Here is a 19,409-nt window from a genome sequence, read left to right on the forward strand (position 1 = left end):
ACCTCCTATTTCTTTCTTTTTGCAAGCTGTATTTTACGCATGGACTTAATCTCCTGTGTCAGCGGTCTCTTGGCCGGACACACATAGCTGCAGCATCCACATTCACAGCATTCCATCCCGTTATGCGCAAGGAACTTCTCATCGTCCCCGTGCTCCGCGAAGTCCGCCAGCTTGCTCGGCATCACCCTGCCGGGACACACTTCCACACATCTGCCACAGTTGATACATGCGCTCGGTTCGTACCGGGACACTTCATCTTCCGTCATACATAAAAGCGCTGAGGAAGTCTTCGTCGTCGGTACATCAAGTCCGAACAGCGCAAATCCCATCATTGGACCACCGGACACGATCTTCGCCGGCTCACTCTGAAAACCGCCGGCCTCCTCGATCAGCTCATGATAATTGGTGCCGATCCGCACAATAAAATTGCAGGGGTCTGTCACTGCATCTCCCGTTACCGTGACGATCCGGTGCATCAGAGGCTTTCCCTCCCGCACTGCCTGATTGATCGCCACGACCGTATCTACATTGTCCACGATACAGCCCGCGTCCGCCGGAAGCATACCGGAATTGATTGCCCGCCCTGTCGCCGCATAGATCAGCTGCCGCTCCGCACCCTGGGGGTATTTTGTCTGCAATGCCTTCACAGTGATATTCGGCTCGTCCGCCGTCAGCTTCTTCAGTGCTTCCACACAGTCCGGTTTATTGTCTTCCACCGCAAGAATACCCTTGGCATTGTCAAACAGACGCAGCATGACTTTCATGCCGTCCACTATCTTCTCCGGCTCTTCAACCATCCTCCGATAGTCGGACGTCAGATAAGGCTCACACTCCGCACAGTTCGCGATCACATATTCGATCTTGTCCGGTTCCTTCGGCGACAGTTTTACATGTGTCGGAAATCCGGCGCCGCCCATGCCGACGACTCCGGCTTCCCTGACCATATCCACGATTTCTTTTTTACTCAGTTCTTCCAGCGGTTTTACCGGACCATAATCCCGTTCTTCATAAAGACCGTCGTTCTCTATCACGATACAAGTGACCATATCTCCGGTTACAACGCGACGCGGCTCGACCGCTTTCACAGTGCCGGATACGGTGGCATAGATCGGAGCAGACACAAAACCGCCTGCCTCCGCGATCTTCTGTCCGGTAATGACACGGTCTCCTTTGGCTACCACAGGCACGGCCGGCGCACCGATATGCTGAGACATCGGATAGACAAGATCTCCCTTCGGCAATATGGACCTGATCGGTTTATCCTTTGACAGATTTTTCCCGTCATATGGATGGATACCGCCCATAAATGTCAATTTCGCCATGTTCTCCCCTTCTTTCTTTCTATTTCGATAACTTTCATCCTCTTCCAATCATACTATTTTTTCGACAAAAATACCACTACAAATTTTTCCGGCAGTGTGATATACTATGAGCACTTAGTGAGGTATTTTCGAACTTAGTGCGAATGCATACCGCAACTCTTGATGAGGTATTTTCGAGTCTAGTGTTCCGGTATACTATGAGCAACCAGGTATTTTCGAACTTAGTGCGAATGCATACCGCAACTCTTGATGAGGTATTTTCGAGTCTAGTGTTCCGGTATACTATGAGCAACCAGGTATTTTCGAACTACCACACTGCCACAGCATTTTACACCCGGGAGGTTATCATGCGTACAATTCGCAAAAAACTGACAGAGATCCGCCTGTCCTATCCACTTGAAAAAGAGGCGCCTTTATCGAATGTGCTCTTTATTGATATAGAAACGACCGGCTTTTCCGCTCAAAATTCCATCCTTTATCTGATCGGCTGTGCCTATTATGAGGAAGAAACATGGCATACGATCCAGTGGCTCGCCACTTCTTATGAGGAGGAAAAAGAAGTTGTAAAAGCCTTTTTTAAATTTGCATCCGGACACTACACACACCTGATCCATTTTAACGGAAATCAGTTCGATCTTCCTTTTATTTTGCAAAAATGCACCCAGTACCGGTTGCCCTATGACTTTTCCTGCTTCTCGGGAATCGACATCTACCGGCGTGTCACACCCTTTAAAAATTTTCTGAAACTGCCGGATTGTAAGCAGAAAACACTGGAGCGATTCATGGGTATTCACAGGGAAGATCCTTATGATGGCGGCCAGTTAATCTCTCTCTATCATGATTATGTAAAGAATCAGACAGATAGCACTTACAACGCCATCCTTGACCATAATTGCTCTGATCTCACAGGTATGTTTCATATCCTGCCGATTCTGGCCTACGGTGACATTTTCCTGAATCGGACCAAGGTAAAAAAAGTCCAGGCCAATTATTATCGTGACCTGGACGGCAACAAGCGGCAGGAACTGTACATGAAACTGACACTTCCCACGCCGCTCCCCAAAGAGATTTCTTACTGTGCCAACAGTTGTTATTTCAGCGGAAACGGGACGGAAGGTACGATCAAAGTGCCCCTCTATGAGGAGGAATTGAAATATTTTTATGCCAACTATAAAGACTATTACTATCTGCCTCTGGAAGACATGGCAGTCCATAAATCGATTGCTTCTTTTGTAGACCGGGAACACCGCACGCAGGCGAAAGCCCACACTTGCTATACGAGAAAGCAATCGGCTTATCTCCCACAGTGGGATGTCCTGTTTGAGCCTTTTTTTAAACGAGACTACAAAGATTCCGCTCTCTTTTTTGAGATCACTGACTCCTTCAAAAAAGACCGCAAAGCGTTCCAGACTTATGCACTCCATGTCCTGAAAATGCTCTCTGAAAACTGATGAGCTTGTTATCAAGAAGCATCGCAGGAGGTAAGCGAACCATGAAATCTGTTCAATCATATATCATTCCTTCGGTCCTTTTCCTGATACCATTTTTTTTGTGTGCCTGTGGCTATTCGAGAGAAGAAAAACAGCAGATGAAAGAGATCGCAGCTCTTGGTGAAGAAAATGCCATCCGTTATATCGAGGAAAAATATGGCTTCACACCGAAAACTCTGGGCATTGAAGTCTGCAAAGACCATGATGACAACACATCCTATCCACCTGCCAACGGCTACGTGCTCGCCAATATGGAATATGGCGGCCGACAGTTTCAGGTCTATATCAATGGCCAGACACCCTCACAGACAGGCATCGATGATTATCAGCACGACGAAATCGTCAGAGATGCCAGAGAATTTTTTGAATCATTACTGGACTACGAGATCTATGATCTCTATCTGGAATATAAAGAAAACAAAATCGAAGGCGATCCCTATGCAGACAATCAACAAGATAATCTGATCAGTGAGACATATGAATCCGGCAGTTTTGAGACTTTTTTGCAGCGGCATCCATCCAGTATCCGCATCGACGACTGCCTGAATCAAAATTTGACAATGTTGTCACAAATAAATGCCACTGCCACTGCCTTTCTGGATAAACAGGCTAAAGATCATCAGATGAAAGCCATACTTATCTCCTACCGGAGCGAACAGGACTACGAAAATGGTTATTCCCACACGTATGGGCACCATCGTCTGACTGACTATGAAATATATTATGACGGTCTCTATATCCATTCCTACTACACTTTTGAGGAAGACAAAAGTAAGGCAAACCGCTTTCTATTACAGGAATGTGAAGACCTCATCTTCAGCTACGCTGACAGTGAAAACAGCAAAGACCTTGCGATCACTGTCGGAGCAAACACATGGATGGAACTCGGAGAGACCGACAAAACGCCCGCTTCCAGCGTTTACTCTGTGGCAGCCGAAACCCGCGGTGAGGTCACCGTCTATCTGCCCAAAACCTGGCTTGCCAGATACGGCCGCCATCCGGCTGTCTATATCCAGCATTACACAAATGACAAGTGGCGGCAATATGATCCAACCAGGAACGAAACAAAAGATGAACAATATATCTTTGTCACCTACCACGGTGTCCATGGCTGCAGCTTTGATCTCGCAGTATTTTGAATGAAAAAGAAACCGGGTATCGAAAGACATTCGGCTTCCAATATATAATATATAAGGAAAACGGAGGAAACACAAATGGGACTATTTTCAAAAAAACCGAAAGAACTGGTGTATGACGCCGCGGAATGTCAGCGCAAAAAAGAGCTGATGCGGCAGATGTTCAATGAGACACTCGCCGACGGAGACAGCTACGAGATACTCCATGCCACGGAAACGACAACCAAATTTGAACATGGGTTCGTATTTGATACCAATACGACGAGTTTCTATCACTACATACTCGGTTATCGCAAAAGCGACGACAGCATCGTTCTCGTGCAGGTCGATCAGCAGCTGACCCAGCACAGCGAAGCCTGCTACGTCGATATGCCCGCAGTCGTAGGTGTACACTACAATCCCAAATATTCACAGGCGGTTCTGACTTACCGCAAAAATTATCCGCAGTACGCCGAGATCCTGGATATCGGCGATACCGGCAGCCAGACAATGGCCGGAATTACCAACACCGTACAGAAAGAAGAACGGGAAGCCTTTCTCGACTATCTGGAAGTTCTTCGGGAGAAGCTGTTACAGCAAGGACATAAACAGGAAAAATGGAAACGTTCCTGAAAAAACAAAGAACCCGGTGCCATCTGCTCCGGGTCCTGCTATTTTTCTTATAACTTTTCGATTGTTCTGCTCTATACTTTCTCGTAATAAAAAGAACTTTTCTTTTCCAAGCCAATCTCTTTGTAATTGATAATCTGCTCCGTACTGCCGATGAATAAAAATCCACCTTTCGCAAGAGACTTCTGAAATTTCACATAAATCTCATCCTTTGCCTCTTCCGTAAAATAAATCAGTACATTTCTACATACGATCATATGATAACTGGTCGGATATGTATCTTTTAAAAGATTATGCTCCTTAAATTCCACCCTGGATTTGATCTCATCGGAAATCTGAAAGGAAGGCCCTACCTTTGTAAAGTATTTCTTTTTCAGATCTGCCGGAACAGCCGCAATGCTCTTTGCAGAATACAGACCGACTTTGGCTTTGGCAATGACCTGTTTATCCAAATCTGTGGCATATATTTTGATCCGGTTTAAAGGAATATGTCTGGACAACGCCATGACAAGCGAGTACGGCTCGTCCCCGGTGGAACATGCCGCGCTCCAGATCTTCAGATTACTGCCAAACTTTCGGATCAATTCCGGAACAATATCCTTTTCCATCATCTCCCACTGACCGGGATTTCTGTAAAATTCCGACACATTAATCGTCAGATAATTGACAAATTCTTCAAATCTCTCCTTATTTGTCTTCAGGACCTGAACATACTTATCATATCCCGTTATGCCGTGCTTTGCAATCAAAGTATTGATGCGCCGCTTCATCTGCTTTTCTTTGTATGCGTTCAGATCGATCTTTGTCAGATCAAATACTGCTTTTTTAAAATACTCATAATCGTATGCCAATATTTTGCACCTCGAAACTATTCTTTATTCCGCTGACTGCTCCTGGGCAATCACCGCGTCAATATCAACCGAAACAGTATCTGCATCGTCGTCATCTCTTGCTGTTTCCTTCTGTCCCTGTGCAAGAAGCGCTTTAATACTCAGACTGATCTTTTTGCTCTCTTCATTGAAATCAACGACTTTTGCCGTAATACTTTCTCCGATCTTAAGGACATCCGACGGTTTCTCCACATGCTCCTTCGAAATCTGAGATACATGCAGCAACGCATCCACGCCGGTCTCCAGCTCCACAAATGCCCCAAAATCAGTCATCCTGGCTACGGTTCCTGTCACTACACTGCCTGTCGCATACTTGGAAGCCGCGTCTTTCCACGGATTAGCATCGGCAAACTTCAAACTGAGAGCAATCTTCGTGCCTGAAATCTCCTTGATCAGTACTTTCAGTTCTTCACCGACTTTGAATACCTTCTTGGGATTTTCCACTCTGCCCCAGGACATCTCTGAAATATGAAGCAGACCGTCGATACCACCCAGATCGATAAACGCACCGAAATCCGTAACATTCTTTACCGTACCTGTAATCGTGTCTCCTTCTTTGATCTTCTCAAACAGTTCTTTCTGAAGTTCTGCTTTCTTTGCAACGATCAGCTGCTTGCGGTCACCGATATATCTCCTTCTCTTAGGATTATATTCGCTGATTACAAATTCAATCTCCTGATCCGCATATTTCGTCAGATCTTTTTCATACGTATCCGATACAAGACTTGCTGGAATAAAAATTCTTACTTCCTCTACGATCACACTCAGGCCGCCGTCCAGCACCTGTGCAACTTTCGCTTTGAGCACCTCTTTGTTATTGTATGCTTCTTCGATACGCTTATTTCCTCTGTCTGCCGCAAGTCTCTTATAAGTCAGAAGAACTTGTCCTTCTCCGTCGTTTACCTTAAACACTTTCACTTCCATCGTATCTCCAACATGCAGTACCGATGTCAGATCAACATTAGATTCATTTGTGTACTCGTTCTTCGTAAGAATACCATCTGACTTATATCCGATATTAAGAACCGCTTCATCCGGTTTCACATCAATGATCGTGCCCTCGACTACCTCTCCTGCATGTATTGTCTTAAACGACTCGTCTAACATTTGTTCAAAAGTTAACTCTGACATAATTTTGAACCTCCTCAATAATATTATTCGGGGTCGATGCCCCTGCAGTAATACCCACTCGAAAAACAGAATTAGGAAAGTCTAATTGCACGTTATCCAGTGTCTGTATAAAACAGGTGTTCTCACATTCCTTCCTGCATATTTCATACAGTTTTCTTGTATTGGAACTGTGAGTTCCTCCGATTACTATCATAGCATCAACTTGGGAGGCGATTGCTGCCGCTTCCGCCTGTCTCTCCTCAGTTGCGTTACATATAGTGTTCACAACACTAATATTGTAACCTTTTTTTTTCATAATTTCAACTAAATCTTGAAATTTATTGTAGTTAAATGTCGTCTGCGACACGAGACAGATGTCTTTTCCGTCCAGACACACAAAATTTTCCGCCTCTTCCTCAGACTCAATGACGATCGCAGGTGTCTCGGACCAGCCCATGATCCCCTTCACCTCCGGGTGCCGGGAATTGCCGATGATCACGATCTGCTTCCCTTCCCTGCTCTCTCTCTCCACAATCTTATGGATTCGCTTGACAAAGGGGCAGGTCGCATCGACGCATTCCAGCCCTTTCTCTTCTATTATACGGCAGATCTCTTTTGACACGCCGTGAGAACGGATGACGACCGTCCCACTCTCCAGCGCCTCCAGATCAGAGTTGTCCCGCAGCATCTTCACACCTTTTTTCTCAAGGTCACTTACGACTTCTTCATTATGAATAATCGGACCATACGTGTAAATATCCCTGCCACTCTCAGCCAGTTCATAGACGGTATCCACCGCCCGTTTGACGCCAAAACAAAATCCGGCGCTCTGTGCAAGAATCACTTCCATCCTTTTCCTCCGCACAGCCGTATGACCGCCTCCGCCGCTTCCGTGACATTCAGATCGGAAGAATCGATCAATATGGCATCCTCCGCCTGTCTCAGTGGTGAAATGTCGCGTGTCATATCACGACGGTCTCTCTCCCGGATTTCCGCCTCGATCTCCGGCAGACTGCACGACTCTCCTTTGGCGATCAGCTCATCAAACCGACGCTTTGCCCGGACAGCCACACTGGCGGTCAGGTAAACCTTTACCTCTGCCTGCGGCAGCACACAGGTTCCGATGTCCCGCCCATCCATAACGACATTTTCCCGTTCTGCAAGCTGTTGCTGCAGACGGACAAGTTTTTCCCGCACACGCGGATGCGCCGAACTGACCGAGGCCATGTTACTCACTTCCTGTGTCCGTATCAGCCCGTTCACATTCTCACCATTTAAGAGAACGACCTGTTCTCCATTTTCGTAGCGGATTGTTATGTCCGCCTCCTCACATTTCTCACCAATCCTTTCCGGCTCCTGCGGACTGATGCCGCTTCTGATCATAAACAGAGCCATCGCCCGATACATGGCGCCCGTATCGACATAAATATAATTCAGTTCCTTTGCGATTATTTTTGCGACAGTACTCTTCCCTGCTCCCGCAGGACCATCGATCGCCACATTATGACTCATCTTCCGCCTCCTGTATGCTCATTCTTACCATATCTTCCGTATCCCGTTATGTTGTCCCTTTTGGGACAAGCCTTCCTTCTCCGGCCGCAGCGCCCTTTGCAGCGAACACTGTCTCACCGGTCTGCACTTGTCACAGCGGCATGTTCTCCTGCCAGATACCCGGTCGACCAAGCGATCTGCAGATTAAACCCTCCTGTCAGCGCATCAAGATCTAAAACCTCTCCTGCAAAATAGAGTCCCTTTACTTTTCTGGATTCCATCGTAGAAGGATTTACTTCCTTTACCCGAATCCCTCCCCTTGTAACAATCGCTTCCGCGTAATCTCTCGTTCCCCTGACCTCTAATTTCCAGTTCTTAATCACAGAGACAAACTGTTTTCGCTCTTCCTTCGTGATCTCATTAACCGCCTTGTCCGGAGAGATGCCGGACAGCTCTATCATAACATGAATCAGTTTAGACGGAAATAGCCCTCCCAGTACATTTTTAAACTGTTTATTCTGATTCTCAGTAAAATCCCGCAAGATCCGCTTATCCAACTGCTCTTCCGTCAGAGACGGTTTTAAATCCAACGTTATATAACATTTGCTATTTTTATCTTTTGTGTCATGATAATAACAGCTGGCACTTAATATCAGCGGCCCGCTCAAGCCAAAGTGTGTGAACAGCATTTCTCCAAACCCCTGATAGAGAGGTTTTGCATTTCCTTCGCAGTGCAGTGCCACGCTTACATTCTTCAAAGATAACCCCTGTAATTCCTGCGGGTACTTTCCAGCGACCTCAAAGGGAACGAGAGAAGGCGACAGCTCCGCTATGCTATGCCCCAATTTCTCTGCCATTTGATAACCGTCTCCGGTAGAACCGGTGGTCGGATAAGAAAGTCCTCCCGTAGCGATCACAACAGCGTCCGCAGCGATCCGTTCCCCGTTCTTTAACACTACTACTGTTATTTTATCTTCCTCCTGCAGAACTTCTCTGACCTCCGTATGCAGACGAATCTGCACCTGCTTTTCTCTCAATGTCCTCTCCAGGGTACGAATCACATCGGAGGCATGATCAGATACCGGAAACACCCGTTCTCCACGCTCTGTCTTCAGAGGACAGCCGTTATGCTCAAAAAAATCCATCACCATGAAATTAGAAAATCCATAAAAGGCACTGTACAGAAACTTTGCATTACGGGTCACATGGGCAAACAGAGCCTCCGTATCACAGGCGTTAGTCAGATTACATCTTCCCTTACCGGTAATGTATATCTTCTTCCCCATCTTTTCGTTTTTTTCCAGCACAATTACTTGTGCCCCACATTCTGCTGCGCGCAAAGCCGCCATCATCCCTGCCGCCCCTGCGCCGATCACGATCACTCTACTCATCTTTTTCCTTTTTCAGGGAATAGTTCAAAATCGGTTCTTCCCGTATATAATTGATCTCGTCGTTCATCGATACCTGATACGTATCCCACACAGCTTCCAGTGTCTCAAGTCCCCGCTTCACTTCCTCCGGTCGTTTGAGGCAAAGCGCCACCACCAGTGCATTGATCACACTCAGGGGAGCCACTAGAGAATCCACAATCGACACCATATCGCTGCGCGCCAGCAGGTTACAGGACGAATAGAGATTCATCGGGGAATGTACGCTGTCCGTAATTGCGATCACTTTGGCATTTCTGTCGTTTGCAAACTCCATCGCTTTCAATGTACGCATGGAATACCTGGGAAAACTGATACCGACGACCGCATCCTTTTCATCGACCCGTATCATCTGCTCAAATATCTCACTGATATTGGTTGTGCTGATCAGACGAACATTTCCCCGTATCATATGCAGATAAAAGCTCAGGAAATCAGCCAGCGGTCCGCAGCTTCTGATGCCTATAATATAGACATTCCTGGCCTCCAAGATGGTGTCCACTGCAGTCTCAAAGGCGACCGGGTCCAGATTATCCATTGTATCCTGAATCTTTTCCATGTCCGCAGAGAGAACAGCGCTTAAAATTTCAGACTGTGTACTTTTTCCATACTTGACTCTGATCTTCTGTACCGTACTGAGCTTATTCTGTACCCATTCCTCCAGCGCTTTCTGAAATTCCGGATAGCCCTCATAGCCAAGCCCGGAAGCAAAACGAACAACCGTGGATTCACTGATCCCCAGCTTCTCTCCCAGTTTTGCCGCCGTCATAAATACCGCCTGATCATAGTGATCCATGATAAAAGCGGCAATCCGCTTATGGCTCTTACTCATATGAGGGAATCTTTCATTCATTCGTGCGATAATATCATGTCTGCTCTGTTCCATTCCACCTCTCACTCCACCACTTCTGCATACGCACGATAGGAATTCACCAATAAAGTCAATGTCTCTTCCTCCGTCAGATCAAAATCGCCTGTCAGAGACATACAGGCTGCTCCGTGGATAAAAATCCACATTTTCATAAACAGTTCCCCCGGACTTCTGACACCCGCTGCCTTCGCCTTGGCAGCGTCTTTGCTGACAACTCCCTGACTGCCGTTCAGAAGCTCATACATACTGCGTTCTCCGCGATGTTCCGACAAAAATAACAGACGAAACATATTTTTCTCCACCGTAGCAAAACGAATATAAGCCATTCCCAGATTAATAAAAGGAAGTTCCTCATTCCATGGACAGGCCGTATAAAAATCTTCGAAATATGTAATCGCTTTTTGATATACATTGCTGACCACTTCTTCCATATTTTCATACATACGGAATATCGGCTGTGTGGAGCAGCCTGCCTTCGCCGCCAGCTTTCTCGCCGTCACCTGTTCAAAGCCTTCCTCCCGCATCAGCGCAAAAGCGCTGTCCAGAATCATATCTTCCGTAACAGTTGCTTTCCTTGCCATAATTTCTCCTTAGAATCATAACCCCAGTAACACATGTTATGTTAATACAGATCCCAGAAAATGTCAAGATACCTCCCGCGTTTACCAGGATTTTATCATGGAATACAGACAATAAAACTCCGGGCTGTCTGTTGACAACCCGGAGTTTTTCCCCTGTTTATTCACGTTTTATCTTTATACTCCCTTTTTCCGCAGACCCTCAGTCATCAATGTCATAGGAAAGAATCGTTCCGTTTACTGCATGGATCTCGTATTCATATTCCAGTTGACCTACCACAAAATCAATCTCATAAACCGGAACCCCATCCTCATAATCAAATTTGACCTCTAATTTTCTGACGCTGTCTGCACTGACTCTCGCATGACTTGTTGCGATCTGTACAGCTTTATCTTTCTCTATGTTGGCAGTCTGCGCCGGCTTCTCCGTTGATGTTCCCGGAGGCGTCGGTACCGGTGTCACCGTTGTCGGGGGCACGGTATTTTGCATCTCGAACTCTCCCTTTACAACGACGCCGCTGGCGCTGTCCACATCGTACTCAAATTTATAGTTTCCCGCCAGAAACTTTACTTCGTATCGTTTTAATCCATCGTCGTAGTCCTCTTTGATCTCCAGAAAGGTGATCTGATCTGCCGTAAGCCCACTACATGTATAGACCGCCTGCTTTGCTCCCTCTGTTCCAATGTCCGCCGCCGGAGCTGCCAATATCCGCTGCCCGGAAACCAGAAGCGCCGCTCCAAAGCTCAAAAGTATACCTGCCGCTGCTAATCTTTTTCTGTTTCTTCCCTTCATATTTCTATTCCTCCTTTTAAATACTCCCCTCTTTGCTTATCTTATGCTCCATATCACATATTTTGCATAGTTTCTTTTGATAATCTTATCATACGACAGAAAGATTAAAAGAACATTAAAGGGGAATAAAAAATATAGTGAAATAAAAGAGTCAAATTTTCCAAATTCATATCGGTTTCCACCAGAGAAAGTGACGCGATGCTTGTCGCGCCTGTCTATCTGCGATATAATAAAAGAAGAATTTTACGAATGAAAGGAAACCGCTTTATGGAATCTATTTTAGTGTCACTTCTAAATACCATCGTATCCTATGCCATCTTATTGTTTGAGTTTGTGGGTGTATTCATTATCATCATCGCCTGTCTCCATGGTATTGTGGACTACATCCGCAAAAATTCAGATATTCGTCTGAACCTCGCCAAGGGGCTGGCCATGGGCCTGGAATTTAAGCTCGGCAGTGAGATCCTCAGAACGGTAGCCGTAAGAGAATTTCGGGAAATCCTTATCGTAGCCAGCATTATCGCCCTGAGGGCGCTGTTGACTTTCCTCATCCACTGGGAAATCAAAAACGAGGAACATGACAAGGAAGAAAAATAGTCGCACATACGCAATTTGCTGCGTGTGAACAGACTGCCTCCGTAGTAATTTCCACTCCGCGAGCTGCGTAGTATGTTTGTTATCGTATAAGAAATTCCTGTACGACAAAAAATCCGCCGACCCTGGCTTTTGCCAAAGGCAGGCGGATTTCTTTTTTATTTATACCGGATAAGCGCCGTTTTTCGTATCGGCCTCTGTCATATCCACTTTTTCCTGCTGCGCCTGACGATACTTAAAGAAGTCAGTTGCAACCTGCGGGAACAGTGCGTAGGACAACACGTCCTCATCCTGCTGTTTCCATTCTTTCATTTCGGATTCCAGTTTATCCATCTCATTCTCGATCAAGTCAGCCGGACGGCAGGTAATTCTCTTCTCACCCGGAATAACCTTATCGATAACTTCCTGACTCATCGGTTTTACTGTCTGGCCATATTCACCGCGGAGCACTGCTTTCGTCTCCTTTGTCGCCATCTTGTATCTCTCACCCATCAGTACGTTAAATACAGCCTGGGTACCAACGATCTGAGAAGACGGTGTAACGAGAGGCGGCTCACCGAGGTCTTTCCGTACGGCCGGAATCTCCCGAAGCACATCATAGTATTTATCTTCCGCATTCTGCTCTTTCAACTGGCTCACCATATTGGACAGCATACCGCCCGGTACCTGGTAGAGAAGCGTCTTAATATCCACGCCCATCACCTTCGGATTGAGCAGGCCGTTTGCCAGACACTCGTCTCTGTACGGTCTGAAGTAATCAGCGATCTCAGCGAGAATATTCTGGTCATACCCGGTATCATACGGCGTACCCTTAAATGTCTCAACCAACACTTCCGTTGCCGGCTGGGAAGTTCCCATCGCAAACGGAGAAATCGCACAGTCAATCACATCAACGCCTGCTTCCACCGCCTTCAGATATGTCATGGAAGCGACGCCGGAAGTATAATGCGTATGTAACTGGATCGGCAGCTTCGTCGCGCCCTTCATAGCTGCAATCATCTCGGATGCCTTATAAGGCACTAGCAGACCGGCCATATCTTTGATACAGATAGAATCCGCGCCCATCTCCTCGATCTTCTTCGCCATATCCACCCAGTACTCCATCGTATAGGCATCACCGAGCGTATAGGAAAGCGCTACCTGAGCATGGCCTCTGCCTTCCTGTTTCTTAATCTTGTTTGTCGCATTGACTGCCGCCTGCAGATTGCGCAGATCGTTCAGGCAGTCAAAAATACGGATAATATCGATACCGTTGGCGATCGACTTCTCAACGAAGCTGTCTACCACGTCATCTGCATATGGTCTGTAACCGAGAATATTCTGTCCACGGAACAGCATCTGCAATTTTGTATTTTTAAAGCCGTCACGCAGCTTGCGCAGTCTGTCCCACGGATCTTCCTTCAGGAAACGCAGCGATGCGTCAAACGTAGCGCCTCCCCAGCACTCTACTGCATGGTAGCCGACCTGATCCATCTTTTCCACGATCGGAAGCATCATGTCGGTAGGCATTCTCGTCGCAATCAGTGACTGATGCGCGTCACGCAAAACGGTTTCCATTATTTTAATTGGTTTCTTTTCCATTTTTCATTTTCCTCCTGTCTTAGAATACGCCAAATACGGCCATAAATGTTCCGGCTGCCACTGCGGTACCAATAACGCCGGCTACGTTAGGTCCCATAGCGTGCATCAGCAGGAAGTTGGTAGGATCTGACTCCGCACCGACTTTCTGAGAGACTCTGGCTGCCATCGGCACTGCGGACACACCTGCGGAACCGATCAGAGGATTCACCTTACCACCCGACATCTTACACATGATCTTACCAAAGATAACGCCTGCCGCCGTACCGAAAGCAAAGGCAATCAGACCTAAAATGACGATCTTGATCGTATCCCAGTTCAGGAATGCCTCCGCACTTGTCGTTGCGCCTACGGAAGTACCGAGCAAAATAACGACAATATACATCAGTGCATTGGATGCCGTATCGGTCAACTGTCTGACAACGCCCGACTCCCGGAACAGATTACCGAGCATCAGCATACCAACCAAAGGCGCCGTCGTCGGAAGGATCATACATACGACGATCGTAACGATAATTGGGAAAAGGATCTTCTCCAGTTTGGATACCGGACGAAGCTGCCCCATCTTGATCTTTCTCTCCTGCTCCGTCGTCAGCAGCTTCATAATCGGTGGCTGAATAATCGGAACGAGAGACATATAGGAATATGCCGCAACTGCGATCGGTCCGAGCAGAGACGTCTGTCCCAGCTTACCTGCAAGGAAAATAGACGTCGGGCCGTCCGCTCCACCGATGATGGAGATAGCGGCGGCTGCCTTGTCGTTGAAATTCATTGCAATCGCACCAAAATACGCCGCAAAAATACCAAACTGCGCCGCTGCGCCGAGCAGAAAGCTCTTCGGATTCGCAATGAGAGGACCGAAATCAGTCATAGCGCCTACTCCCATGAAGATCAGGGAAGGAAGGATCGCCCATTCATCTAATAAATAGAAATAATACAGTAAGCCGCCTGCGCCGTTAGCAGAATCTTCGATTGACATCATAATGTCAGGATAGATGTTGACGAGCAGCATACCGAATGCTATCGGAGTCAAAAGGAGCGGTTCAAATCCTTTTGCAATAGCAAGATAAAGAAATACACAAGCCACTGCAATCATAACGTAATTTCCAATCGTCAGATTGAAAAATGCCGTCTGATGCACCAGATTGTCTAATGTTGTTGCTATATAAGACATTTTATCGACCTCCTGTTGTCATTCGCGCTCACGTGACAGTAATTAATTTAATGTTGCAAGCAAAGCGCCTGCCTCAACAGGATCACCCACTGCCACATCAATACTTGCCACCGTGCCGTCAGAAGGAGCGACAACCGGAATCTCCATCTTCATAGCTTCCAGGATTACAACAGGATTACCAGCCTTTAACGCCTGTCCCACACTTGCCTCGATCTTGAACACCTTACCTGCCGCACCGGCCTCTACCTTAATGCTGCCTGCTGCGCCGGATGCCTTGGGTGCTGCCGCCGGAGCTGCCTTGGGTGCTGCTTTCGGTGCAGCCTTCGGAGCCGCTGCAGGTGCTGCACCTGTGGATGCTCCCTCCTCTACTACTACATCATATACGTTTCCATTTACGGTAATGGTATAATTTTTCATCTCAATATCCTCCTGTTCGTTAGGCTCTCTGCCATTTATTCGTATTTGCTCTTCTGATACTCCTTACCACAAATCCGTCTGTGGAAGCAGCGCCCTCGCTGGCAGCAATGGCTGCTGCGATCACGGCAACAAGTTCCAGATCGTCTGTCAGATCTTCTTCCTCTGCAGCGACCGGTGCAGCGGCTACTGCCGCTGGTGCTTCTTTCTTCTCCTCAGGCTGTTTGCTCTTTTTAGAGAATGCCGCCTGGATCTTCGGTATATATACAAATGCAGAAATGATGATGCTGATCAGAATCAGTACGGTAAACACGGTGCCCATACCGATCACGGTGTTCAGCGCCGCCGTTGTCATCAATTCCCCAAAAGAATATTCCACATTCGTGGCGATGCTCGTCGCCTCGATCGTTCCGTTCTTTTTGTCGATCTCCCAGATGATCTCCACTTTCGCATCTCTGACAGAGCCGTGTACCGATACGGTGTCGGTGACTGTCATGTTGTCATACTCTATCTCGTGGCCTGTGATCTCCTGGAAAGTACCCATATCATCCTGTGCGGACTTCCAGCCTCTGATCGCTGCGGCATACATATCGTCCGTCAGTTCCAGATCCTCTTCCGTCACTTCGATCAGGGTGAAGCCACTGAGCTGTTGTATCTCCCGCTCCGCCAGGGCGATCACTTGTTCCTTCGGGACCATCCGCATCGCCGCCGGCTCTTTCTCCTCGGAGCCGCAGGCCGTAAGACCCAGAACACAGGCAATCATACCTAATACTAACAGCAATTTTTTCATATTAAGTATCATCCTTTCTTAATTATACTGTTCCATGCTTCTTAGCCGGACGATCTTCTCTCTTTGTAAACAGCATCTCAAAAGCGCCAATTATGTACTTTCTCGTCTCTGCCGCTTCCACGATCTCATCCACATATCCTCTTCTGGCTGCACTTTCCACGCTCGTCTGCAGCTTGGCATATTCTGCCGCACATGCGTCGATCGCCTCCGCACCCTGTCCGTCGCAGATGATCTTCGCTGCCAGTTTGGCATCCATCATGCCGATCTCGGCATCCGGCCAGGCGATCGTAATGTCTGCGCCGATTGCTTTGGAATTCATTGTCACATAAGCACTGCCATATGCTTTGCCGATGATCACATTGACTTTCGGAACAGTAGCGCCCGCAAATGCCGCCGTCAGTTTTGCCGCTGCTTTGGCAATCCCTTTTTCGGAGCACAGTGTCGCTTCATATCCCTTTACGTTAGTCAGCGACAATACCGGAATTTCAAACGCATCACAGAAATTGACAAAATCAGCCGCTTTCTCACAGCCCTTTTTGGTCAGGACAGCGTCAAACTTGTCCGCCACTTTGCCTTCTTCATCATAGACTTCCGTCCTGTTGGCAACGGCTCCTACCGTCATCCCGTTTAACTTAATAAATCCTGTCACCATTTCTTTCGCATAGTTCTCTTTGATCTCAAAGAAGACATTGTTGTCGGAAATCGTCGACAGGGCAATGGAGGTATCTCCCACACAGTTTGCAAGGTCTTCACACGCTCTGTTCAAATCATCCGTGCACTCTGTGTAAGAGCTGTCGTCTTCATTGTTCGCCGGCAGCATGGAAACAAGTTCACGAATCTTAGCCAGTACGGTCGCCTCATCAGCAACGACATCTGCCACGCCTGTCTCTCCGCTCTGGAATGCCGCAGACGCACTGTCACATTTCTGTGTCGTATTGCCTTCCAGCGCATTCGGTGCATTGACAAACAGTTTTGCTTTCTTTTCTTCCATAAAAGTGAAATCCACAAGGCTGGAAGCAACGGCAAGCCCGCCGCCGCACACGCCAAAAACAGCGTTGATCTGCGGAATCACGCCCGATGCCATCACCTGTTTTTTATAGATCTCGCCAAAACCGTTCAAAGCGTCCGTCGCTTCCTGCAGTCTGAGTCCCGCAGACTCGATCAGTCCGATGACAGGTGCGCCTGTCTTTAACGCCAGATCGTAGAGGTTTGCAATTTTCTTTGCATGCATTTCGCCGACACTGCCGTTTAATACGGAAGCGTCCTGACTGTATACATACACAAGACTGCCGTCGATCACTCCGTAACCGGTGACAACACCGTCAGAAGGAGTTTCCGTCTGTTTCAGATTAAAATCTGTGGCTCTGGCAGTAATGCGCGCACCGATTTCAACGAAACTGTTTTCATCGAGCAAAGCTGTGATTCTTTGACTCGCTTGTGAAGTAGTACTCATTTTTTCAGCCCTCCATTTTATATAAATAGTAAATAATAAAACGTTTTTTGTGGAAAAAGATAACAAGCCGTTCTCCCACGTATATAAAAGTATATCATAAAAGGAAGGGTCTGCCTAGTTCCAATCACACGAAATTTGCAAAAATTAGAGAGTCATTTTCCCGACACTTCTGTCATAACAGGTATTGCTTCCATAGGTAAGTAACTACAAATAAAAAGTCTTTCTGTTCCACTGAGGCTCCGGCACATATCGCCTCTTCGGCCAGATATTGCCGCTCGCCGCTGCCATCGACAAGATAATAAGTGATGCACCCTACCTCTTCCCCCTCTTTCACCGGCGCCTGAAGAACCTTTCTGATCTCTGCCTGCGCCACTACTTCTTCCCCCTCCGCCGTCAACAGGCGAACCGGCAGTACTTCTTCCTGCTTCCGCACTGTGACAGCCACCTCATGGAACGGATTCCCATCCTCCGCGGCCCCGTCCATGACCGGAATCGGCGCCAATGCTGTCTGTGGTGCAAACTCCCGGTACTGATAATTTTCCAGCCCATACGTAAACAAAGCTCTGCTGTCAGACCATTTCCATGTCTTATGATTCGGCCAGCCGCAGGCAAGCAGCGCCAGAGCAAACTGTTTCCCGTCCCGCTCCAGAGCGCCCACATAACAATAGCCTGCCTGGTTCGTGAACCCGGTCTTGCCGGACAGCACGCCATCCATCATCGTCAGGAACGCATTGTGATTGTTACAGGAATAGTTTCTCTTACCTTCCGTATCTGTAAAAGCCCAGGAGGCAGACTGCGTGATCTCCAGAAATTCGTCTCTGCACTCAGACTGCGTAATACAGTAGCGCATGATCCTCGCCAGATCCTCCGCCGTAGTCGAATGGACGATCATTTCCCCGTCTGTCCCTTCCGCCTCTGCATCGAGGCCGTTCGGTGTCAGAAAACAGGTATGCTCACAGCCAATCTCTCTGGCCTTTTCTGTCATTTTGTCGCAGAAAACTTTGACCGCCTCCCTGCTCTCTTCCTTCGTCCGTTCACTCGCCTCCGGCAGGCCAAGCTCTTTAGCTCCCAGATGTTCCGCAATCGCAACTGCAGAATCATTGTGTGACTCTAACATAAGAGAATGCAGAAGGTCGTCCATTTGATAAGACATTCCTTTCTGCATTCCCAAGTGCACTTTCGGCTGTCCTGCCGCATAAGCGGATGCCGTCACTGTCTCCTCTCTGTCCCCGAGTTCAAGCGCCATGATACAAGTCATGATCTTCGTCGTACTGGCCATCGGAAGCACATCTGTCCCGTTTTTCTCATAGAGTACTCTTCCGCTGTCCATATCGATCAGCACCGCTGCTCTGGCATACAGCTTGTTTGTCAGCGCCTGCTTCTGTTCCTCCCTCTGTGCGCTGGCCGCCTGCTGATCTGTCTCGCCGGTAACCGTCTGCCCCTGCTCTGTCTCTCCGATGACCGTCTGCTCCTGCTCCGCCTCTCCGGTGACTGTCTGCTCCTGCTCCGCCTCTCCGGTGATCGTCTGTTCCAGCTCTGTCTCTCCGGTGACTGTCTGCTCCTGCTTCCTCTCTTCGGTATTTTCCACCGCTGACGTCGACGCCGTCCAAAACGCCAGACAAAGCAGCAAAAGAATGATTGCAACCTGATATTTCCTGCCCATCTTATCCGTCCATATGCTTCCTTACC

At 47.7% G+C, this 19,409-nt stretch carries 19 protein-coding genes; 4 read left to right on the forward strand and 15 right to left on the reverse strand.

Annotated elements, in window-relative coordinates:
• Positions 1-5: 5 nt before the first annotated feature.
• Positions 6-1,322: an electron transport complex subunit RsxC gene (gene rsxC / locus V1224_09840; protein ID WWR14800.1), complete on the reverse strand. Its 1,317-nt coding sequence runs from the start codon at positions 1,320-1,322 to the stop codon at positions 6-8.
• A gap of 347 nt (positions 1,323-1,669) precedes the next feature.
• On the opposite strand from rsxC, the gene V1224_09845 reads away from it, so the two are divergent.
• The 3 genes from V1224_09845 to V1224_09855 all read left to right on the forward strand — a co-directional run bounded on the left by V1224_09845 (position 1,670) and on the right by V1224_09855 (position 4,560).
• The gene (locus V1224_09845; GenBank protein ID WWR14801.1) at positions 1,670-2,773 is read left to right on the forward strand and encodes a ribonuclease H-like domain-containing protein; all 1,104 of its coding nucleotides are present in this window, start codon (positions 1,670-1,672) and stop codon (positions 2,771-2,773) included.
• A 41-nt stretch (positions 2,774-2,814) separates the two neighbouring features.
• Positions 2,815-3,951, forward strand: a complete 1,137-nt coding sequence (locus tag V1224_09850) for a hypothetical protein (GenBank protein WWR14802.1) — start codon at positions 2,815-2,817, stop codon at positions 3,949-3,951.
• Positions 3,952-4,026: 75 nt separating this feature from the next.
• Positions 4,027-4,560 carry a hypothetical protein gene (locus tag V1224_09855; GenBank protein WWR14803.1) on the forward strand — a complete coding sequence of 178 codons (534 nt, stop codon included), beginning with the start codon at positions 4,027-4,029 and terminating at the stop codon, positions 4,558-4,560.
• 71 nt (positions 4,561-4,631) lie between these two features.
• Here the strand turns inward: V1224_09855 and V1224_09860 are convergent, their stop codons facing one another.
• The 8 genes from V1224_09860 to V1224_09895 all read right to left on the reverse strand — a co-directional run bounded on the left by V1224_09860 (position 4,632) and on the right by V1224_09895 (position 11,717).
• Positions 4,632-5,408, reverse strand: coding sequence for a protein-glutamate O-methyltransferase CheR (locus tag V1224_09860; GenBank protein WWR14804.1), 777 nt, complete (start codon positions 5,406-5,408; stop codon positions 4,632-4,634).
• Positions 5,409-5,432: 24 nt separating this feature from the next.
• Positions 5,433-6,578 (reverse strand): 30S ribosomal protein S1, encoded by a 1,146-nt coding sequence (gene rpsA / locus V1224_09865; GenBank protein WWR14805.1) that lies wholly within the window; start codon positions 6,576-6,578, stop codon positions 5,433-5,435.
• The gene (gene ispH, locus V1224_09870) at positions 6,559-7,407 is read right to left on the reverse strand and encodes a 4-hydroxy-3-methylbut-2-enyl diphosphate reductase (protein ID WWR14806.1); all 849 of its coding nucleotides are present in this window, start codon (positions 7,405-7,407) and stop codon (positions 6,559-6,561) included. Before ispH ends, rpsA begins: the two co-directional genes overlap by 20 nt.
• Positions 7,398-8,069 carry a (d)CMP kinase gene (cmk, locus tag V1224_09875; GenBank protein WWR14807.1) on the reverse strand — a complete coding sequence of 224 codons (672 nt, stop codon included), beginning with the start codon at positions 8,067-8,069 and terminating at the stop codon, positions 7,398-7,400. Before cmk ends, ispH begins: the two co-directional genes overlap by 10 nt.
• Positions 8,070-8,182: 113 nt before the next feature.
• A complete protein-coding gene (locus V1224_09880; protein ID WWR14808.1) occupies positions 8,183-9,439 on the reverse strand; it encodes an NAD(P)/FAD-dependent oxidoreductase in 1,257 nt (418 codons plus the stop codon).
• Positions 9,432-10,361 carry a MurR/RpiR family transcriptional regulator gene (locus V1224_09885; protein ID WWR14809.1) on the reverse strand — a complete coding sequence of 310 codons (930 nt, stop codon included), beginning with the start codon at positions 10,359-10,361 and terminating at the stop codon, positions 9,432-9,434. Before V1224_09885 ends, V1224_09880 begins: the two co-directional genes overlap by 8 nt.
• A gap of 8 nt (positions 10,362-10,369) precedes the next feature.
• Entirely contained in the window at positions 10,370-10,927 is a 558-nt protein-coding gene (locus V1224_09890; GenBank protein ID WWR14810.1) for a TetR/AcrR family transcriptional regulator, read from the reverse strand.
• Positions 10,928-11,126: 199 nt separating this feature from the next.
• On the reverse strand, positions 11,127-11,717 hold the full coding sequence (locus V1224_09895; GenBank protein WWR14811.1) for a PepSY domain-containing protein: 591 nt from the start codon (positions 11,715-11,717) through the stop codon (positions 11,127-11,129).
• Positions 11,718-11,984: 267 nt separating this feature from the next.
• Between V1224_09895 and V1224_09900 the strand changes: the two genes are divergently transcribed.
• Complete coding sequence (locus V1224_09900) at positions 11,985-12,314, forward strand: DUF1622 domain-containing protein (protein ID WWR14812.1); 330 nt, start codon at positions 11,985-11,987, stop codon at positions 12,312-12,314.
• A gap of 159 nt (positions 12,315-12,473) precedes the next feature.
• On the opposite strand, the gene V1224_09905 is transcribed toward V1224_09900, so the two are convergent.
• From V1224_09905 to V1224_09930, 6 genes are all read right to left on the reverse strand, one after another.
• Positions 12,474-13,892: an oxaloacetate decarboxylase subunit alpha gene (locus tag V1224_09905; GenBank protein ID WWR14813.1), complete on the reverse strand. Its 1,419-nt coding sequence runs from the start codon at positions 13,890-13,892 to the stop codon at positions 12,474-12,476.
• A 19-nt stretch (positions 13,893-13,911) separates the two neighbouring features.
• Positions 13,912-15,063: a sodium ion-translocating decarboxylase subunit beta gene (locus V1224_09910; GenBank protein WWR14814.1), complete on the reverse strand. Its 1,152-nt coding sequence runs from the start codon at positions 15,061-15,063 to the stop codon at positions 13,912-13,914.
• Positions 15,064-15,105: 42 nt separating this feature from the next.
• The gene (locus V1224_09915) at positions 15,106-15,480 is read right to left on the reverse strand and encodes a biotin/lipoyl-containing protein (protein ID WWR14815.1); all 375 of its coding nucleotides are present in this window, start codon (positions 15,478-15,480) and stop codon (positions 15,106-15,108) included.
• A gap of 19 nt (positions 15,481-15,499) precedes the next feature.
• Positions 15,500-16,267, reverse strand: coding sequence for an OadG family protein (locus V1224_09920; protein WWR14816.1), 768 nt, complete (start codon positions 16,265-16,267; stop codon positions 15,500-15,502).
• A 22-nt stretch (positions 16,268-16,289) separates the two neighbouring features.
• Positions 16,290-17,720: a carboxyl transferase domain-containing protein gene (locus V1224_09925; GenBank protein WWR14817.1), complete on the reverse strand. Its 1,431-nt coding sequence runs from the start codon at positions 17,718-17,720 to the stop codon at positions 16,290-16,292.
• Between the two features lie 172 nt (positions 17,721-17,892).
• Entirely contained in the window at positions 17,893-19,383 is a 1,491-nt protein-coding gene (locus V1224_09930; GenBank protein ID WWR14818.1) for a D-alanyl-D-alanine carboxypeptidase, read from the reverse strand.
• Between the last annotated feature and the right edge of the window lie 26 nt (positions 19,384-19,409).

It is taken from the genome of Lachnospiraceae bacterium JLR.KK008 (assembly GCA_037015955.1).
Classification (GTDB): domain Bacteria; phylum Bacillota; class Clostridia; order Lachnospirales; family Lachnospiraceae; genus VSOB01.

Excerpts from the sequence above, each read along its gene's own strand:
- V1224_09885 (WWR14809.1), bottom strand. The coding sequence starts at position 10,361 with ATGGAACAGAGCAGACATGATATTATCGCACGAATGAATGAAAGATTC.
- V1224_09900 (WWR14812.1), top strand. The coding sequence starts at position 11,985 with ATGGAATCTATTTTAGTGTCACTTCTAAATACCATCGTATCCTATGCC.
- ispH (WWR14806.1), bottom strand. The coding sequence starts at position 7,407 with ATGGAAGTGATTCTTGCACAGAGCGCCGGATTTTGTTTTGGCGTCAAA.
- V1224_09915 (WWR14815.1), bottom strand. The coding sequence starts at position 15,480 with ATGAAAAATTATACCATTACCGTAAATGGAAACGTATATGATGTAGTA.
- cmk (WWR14807.1), bottom strand. The coding sequence starts at position 8,069 with ATGAGTCATAATGTGGCGATCGATGGTCCTGCGGGAGCAGGGAAGAGT.
- V1224_09855 (WWR14803.1), top strand. The coding sequence starts at position 4,027 with ATGGGACTATTTTCAAAAAAACCGAAAGAACTGGTGTATGACGCCGCG.
- V1224_09910 (WWR14814.1), bottom strand. The coding sequence starts at position 15,063 with ATGTCTTATATAGCAACAACATTAGACAATCTGGTGCATCAGACGGCA.
- rsxC (WWR14800.1), bottom strand. The coding sequence starts at position 1,322 with ATGGCGAAATTGACATTTATGGGCGGTATCCATCCATATGACGGGAAA.
- V1224_09895 (WWR14811.1), bottom strand. The coding sequence starts at position 11,717 with ATGAAGGGAAGAAACAGAAAAAGATTAGCAGCGGCAGGTATACTTTTG.
- V1224_09920 (WWR14816.1), bottom strand. The coding sequence starts at position 16,267 with ATGAAAAAATTGCTGTTAGTATTAGGTATGATTGCCTGTGTTCTGGGT.
- V1224_09925 (WWR14817.1), bottom strand. The coding sequence starts at position 17,720 with ATGAGTACTACTTCACAAGCGAGTCAAAGAATCACAGCTTTGCTCGAT.
- V1224_09845 (WWR14801.1), top strand. The coding sequence starts at position 1,670 with ATGCGTACAATTCGCAAAAAACTGACAGAGATCCGCCTGTCCTATCCA.
- rpsA (WWR14805.1), bottom strand. The coding sequence starts at position 6,578 with ATGTCAGAGTTAACTTTTGAACAAATGTTAGACGAGTCGTTTAAGACA.
- V1224_09905 (WWR14813.1), bottom strand. The coding sequence starts at position 13,892 with ATGGAAAAGAAACCAATTAAAATAATGGAAACCGTTTTGCGTGACGCG.
- V1224_09930 (WWR14818.1), bottom strand. The coding sequence starts at position 19,383 with ATGGGCAGGAAATATCAGGTTGCAATCATTCTTTTGCTGCTTTGTCTG.
- V1224_09880 (WWR14808.1), bottom strand. The coding sequence starts at position 9,439 with ATGAGTAGAGTGATCGTGATCGGCGCAGGGGCGGCAGGGATGATGGCG.
- V1224_09890 (WWR14810.1), bottom strand. The coding sequence starts at position 10,927 with ATGGCAAGGAAAGCAACTGTTACGGAAGATATGATTCTGGACAGCGCT.
- V1224_09850 (WWR14802.1), top strand. The coding sequence starts at position 2,815 with ATGAAATCTGTTCAATCATATATCATTCCTTCGGTCCTTTTCCTGATA.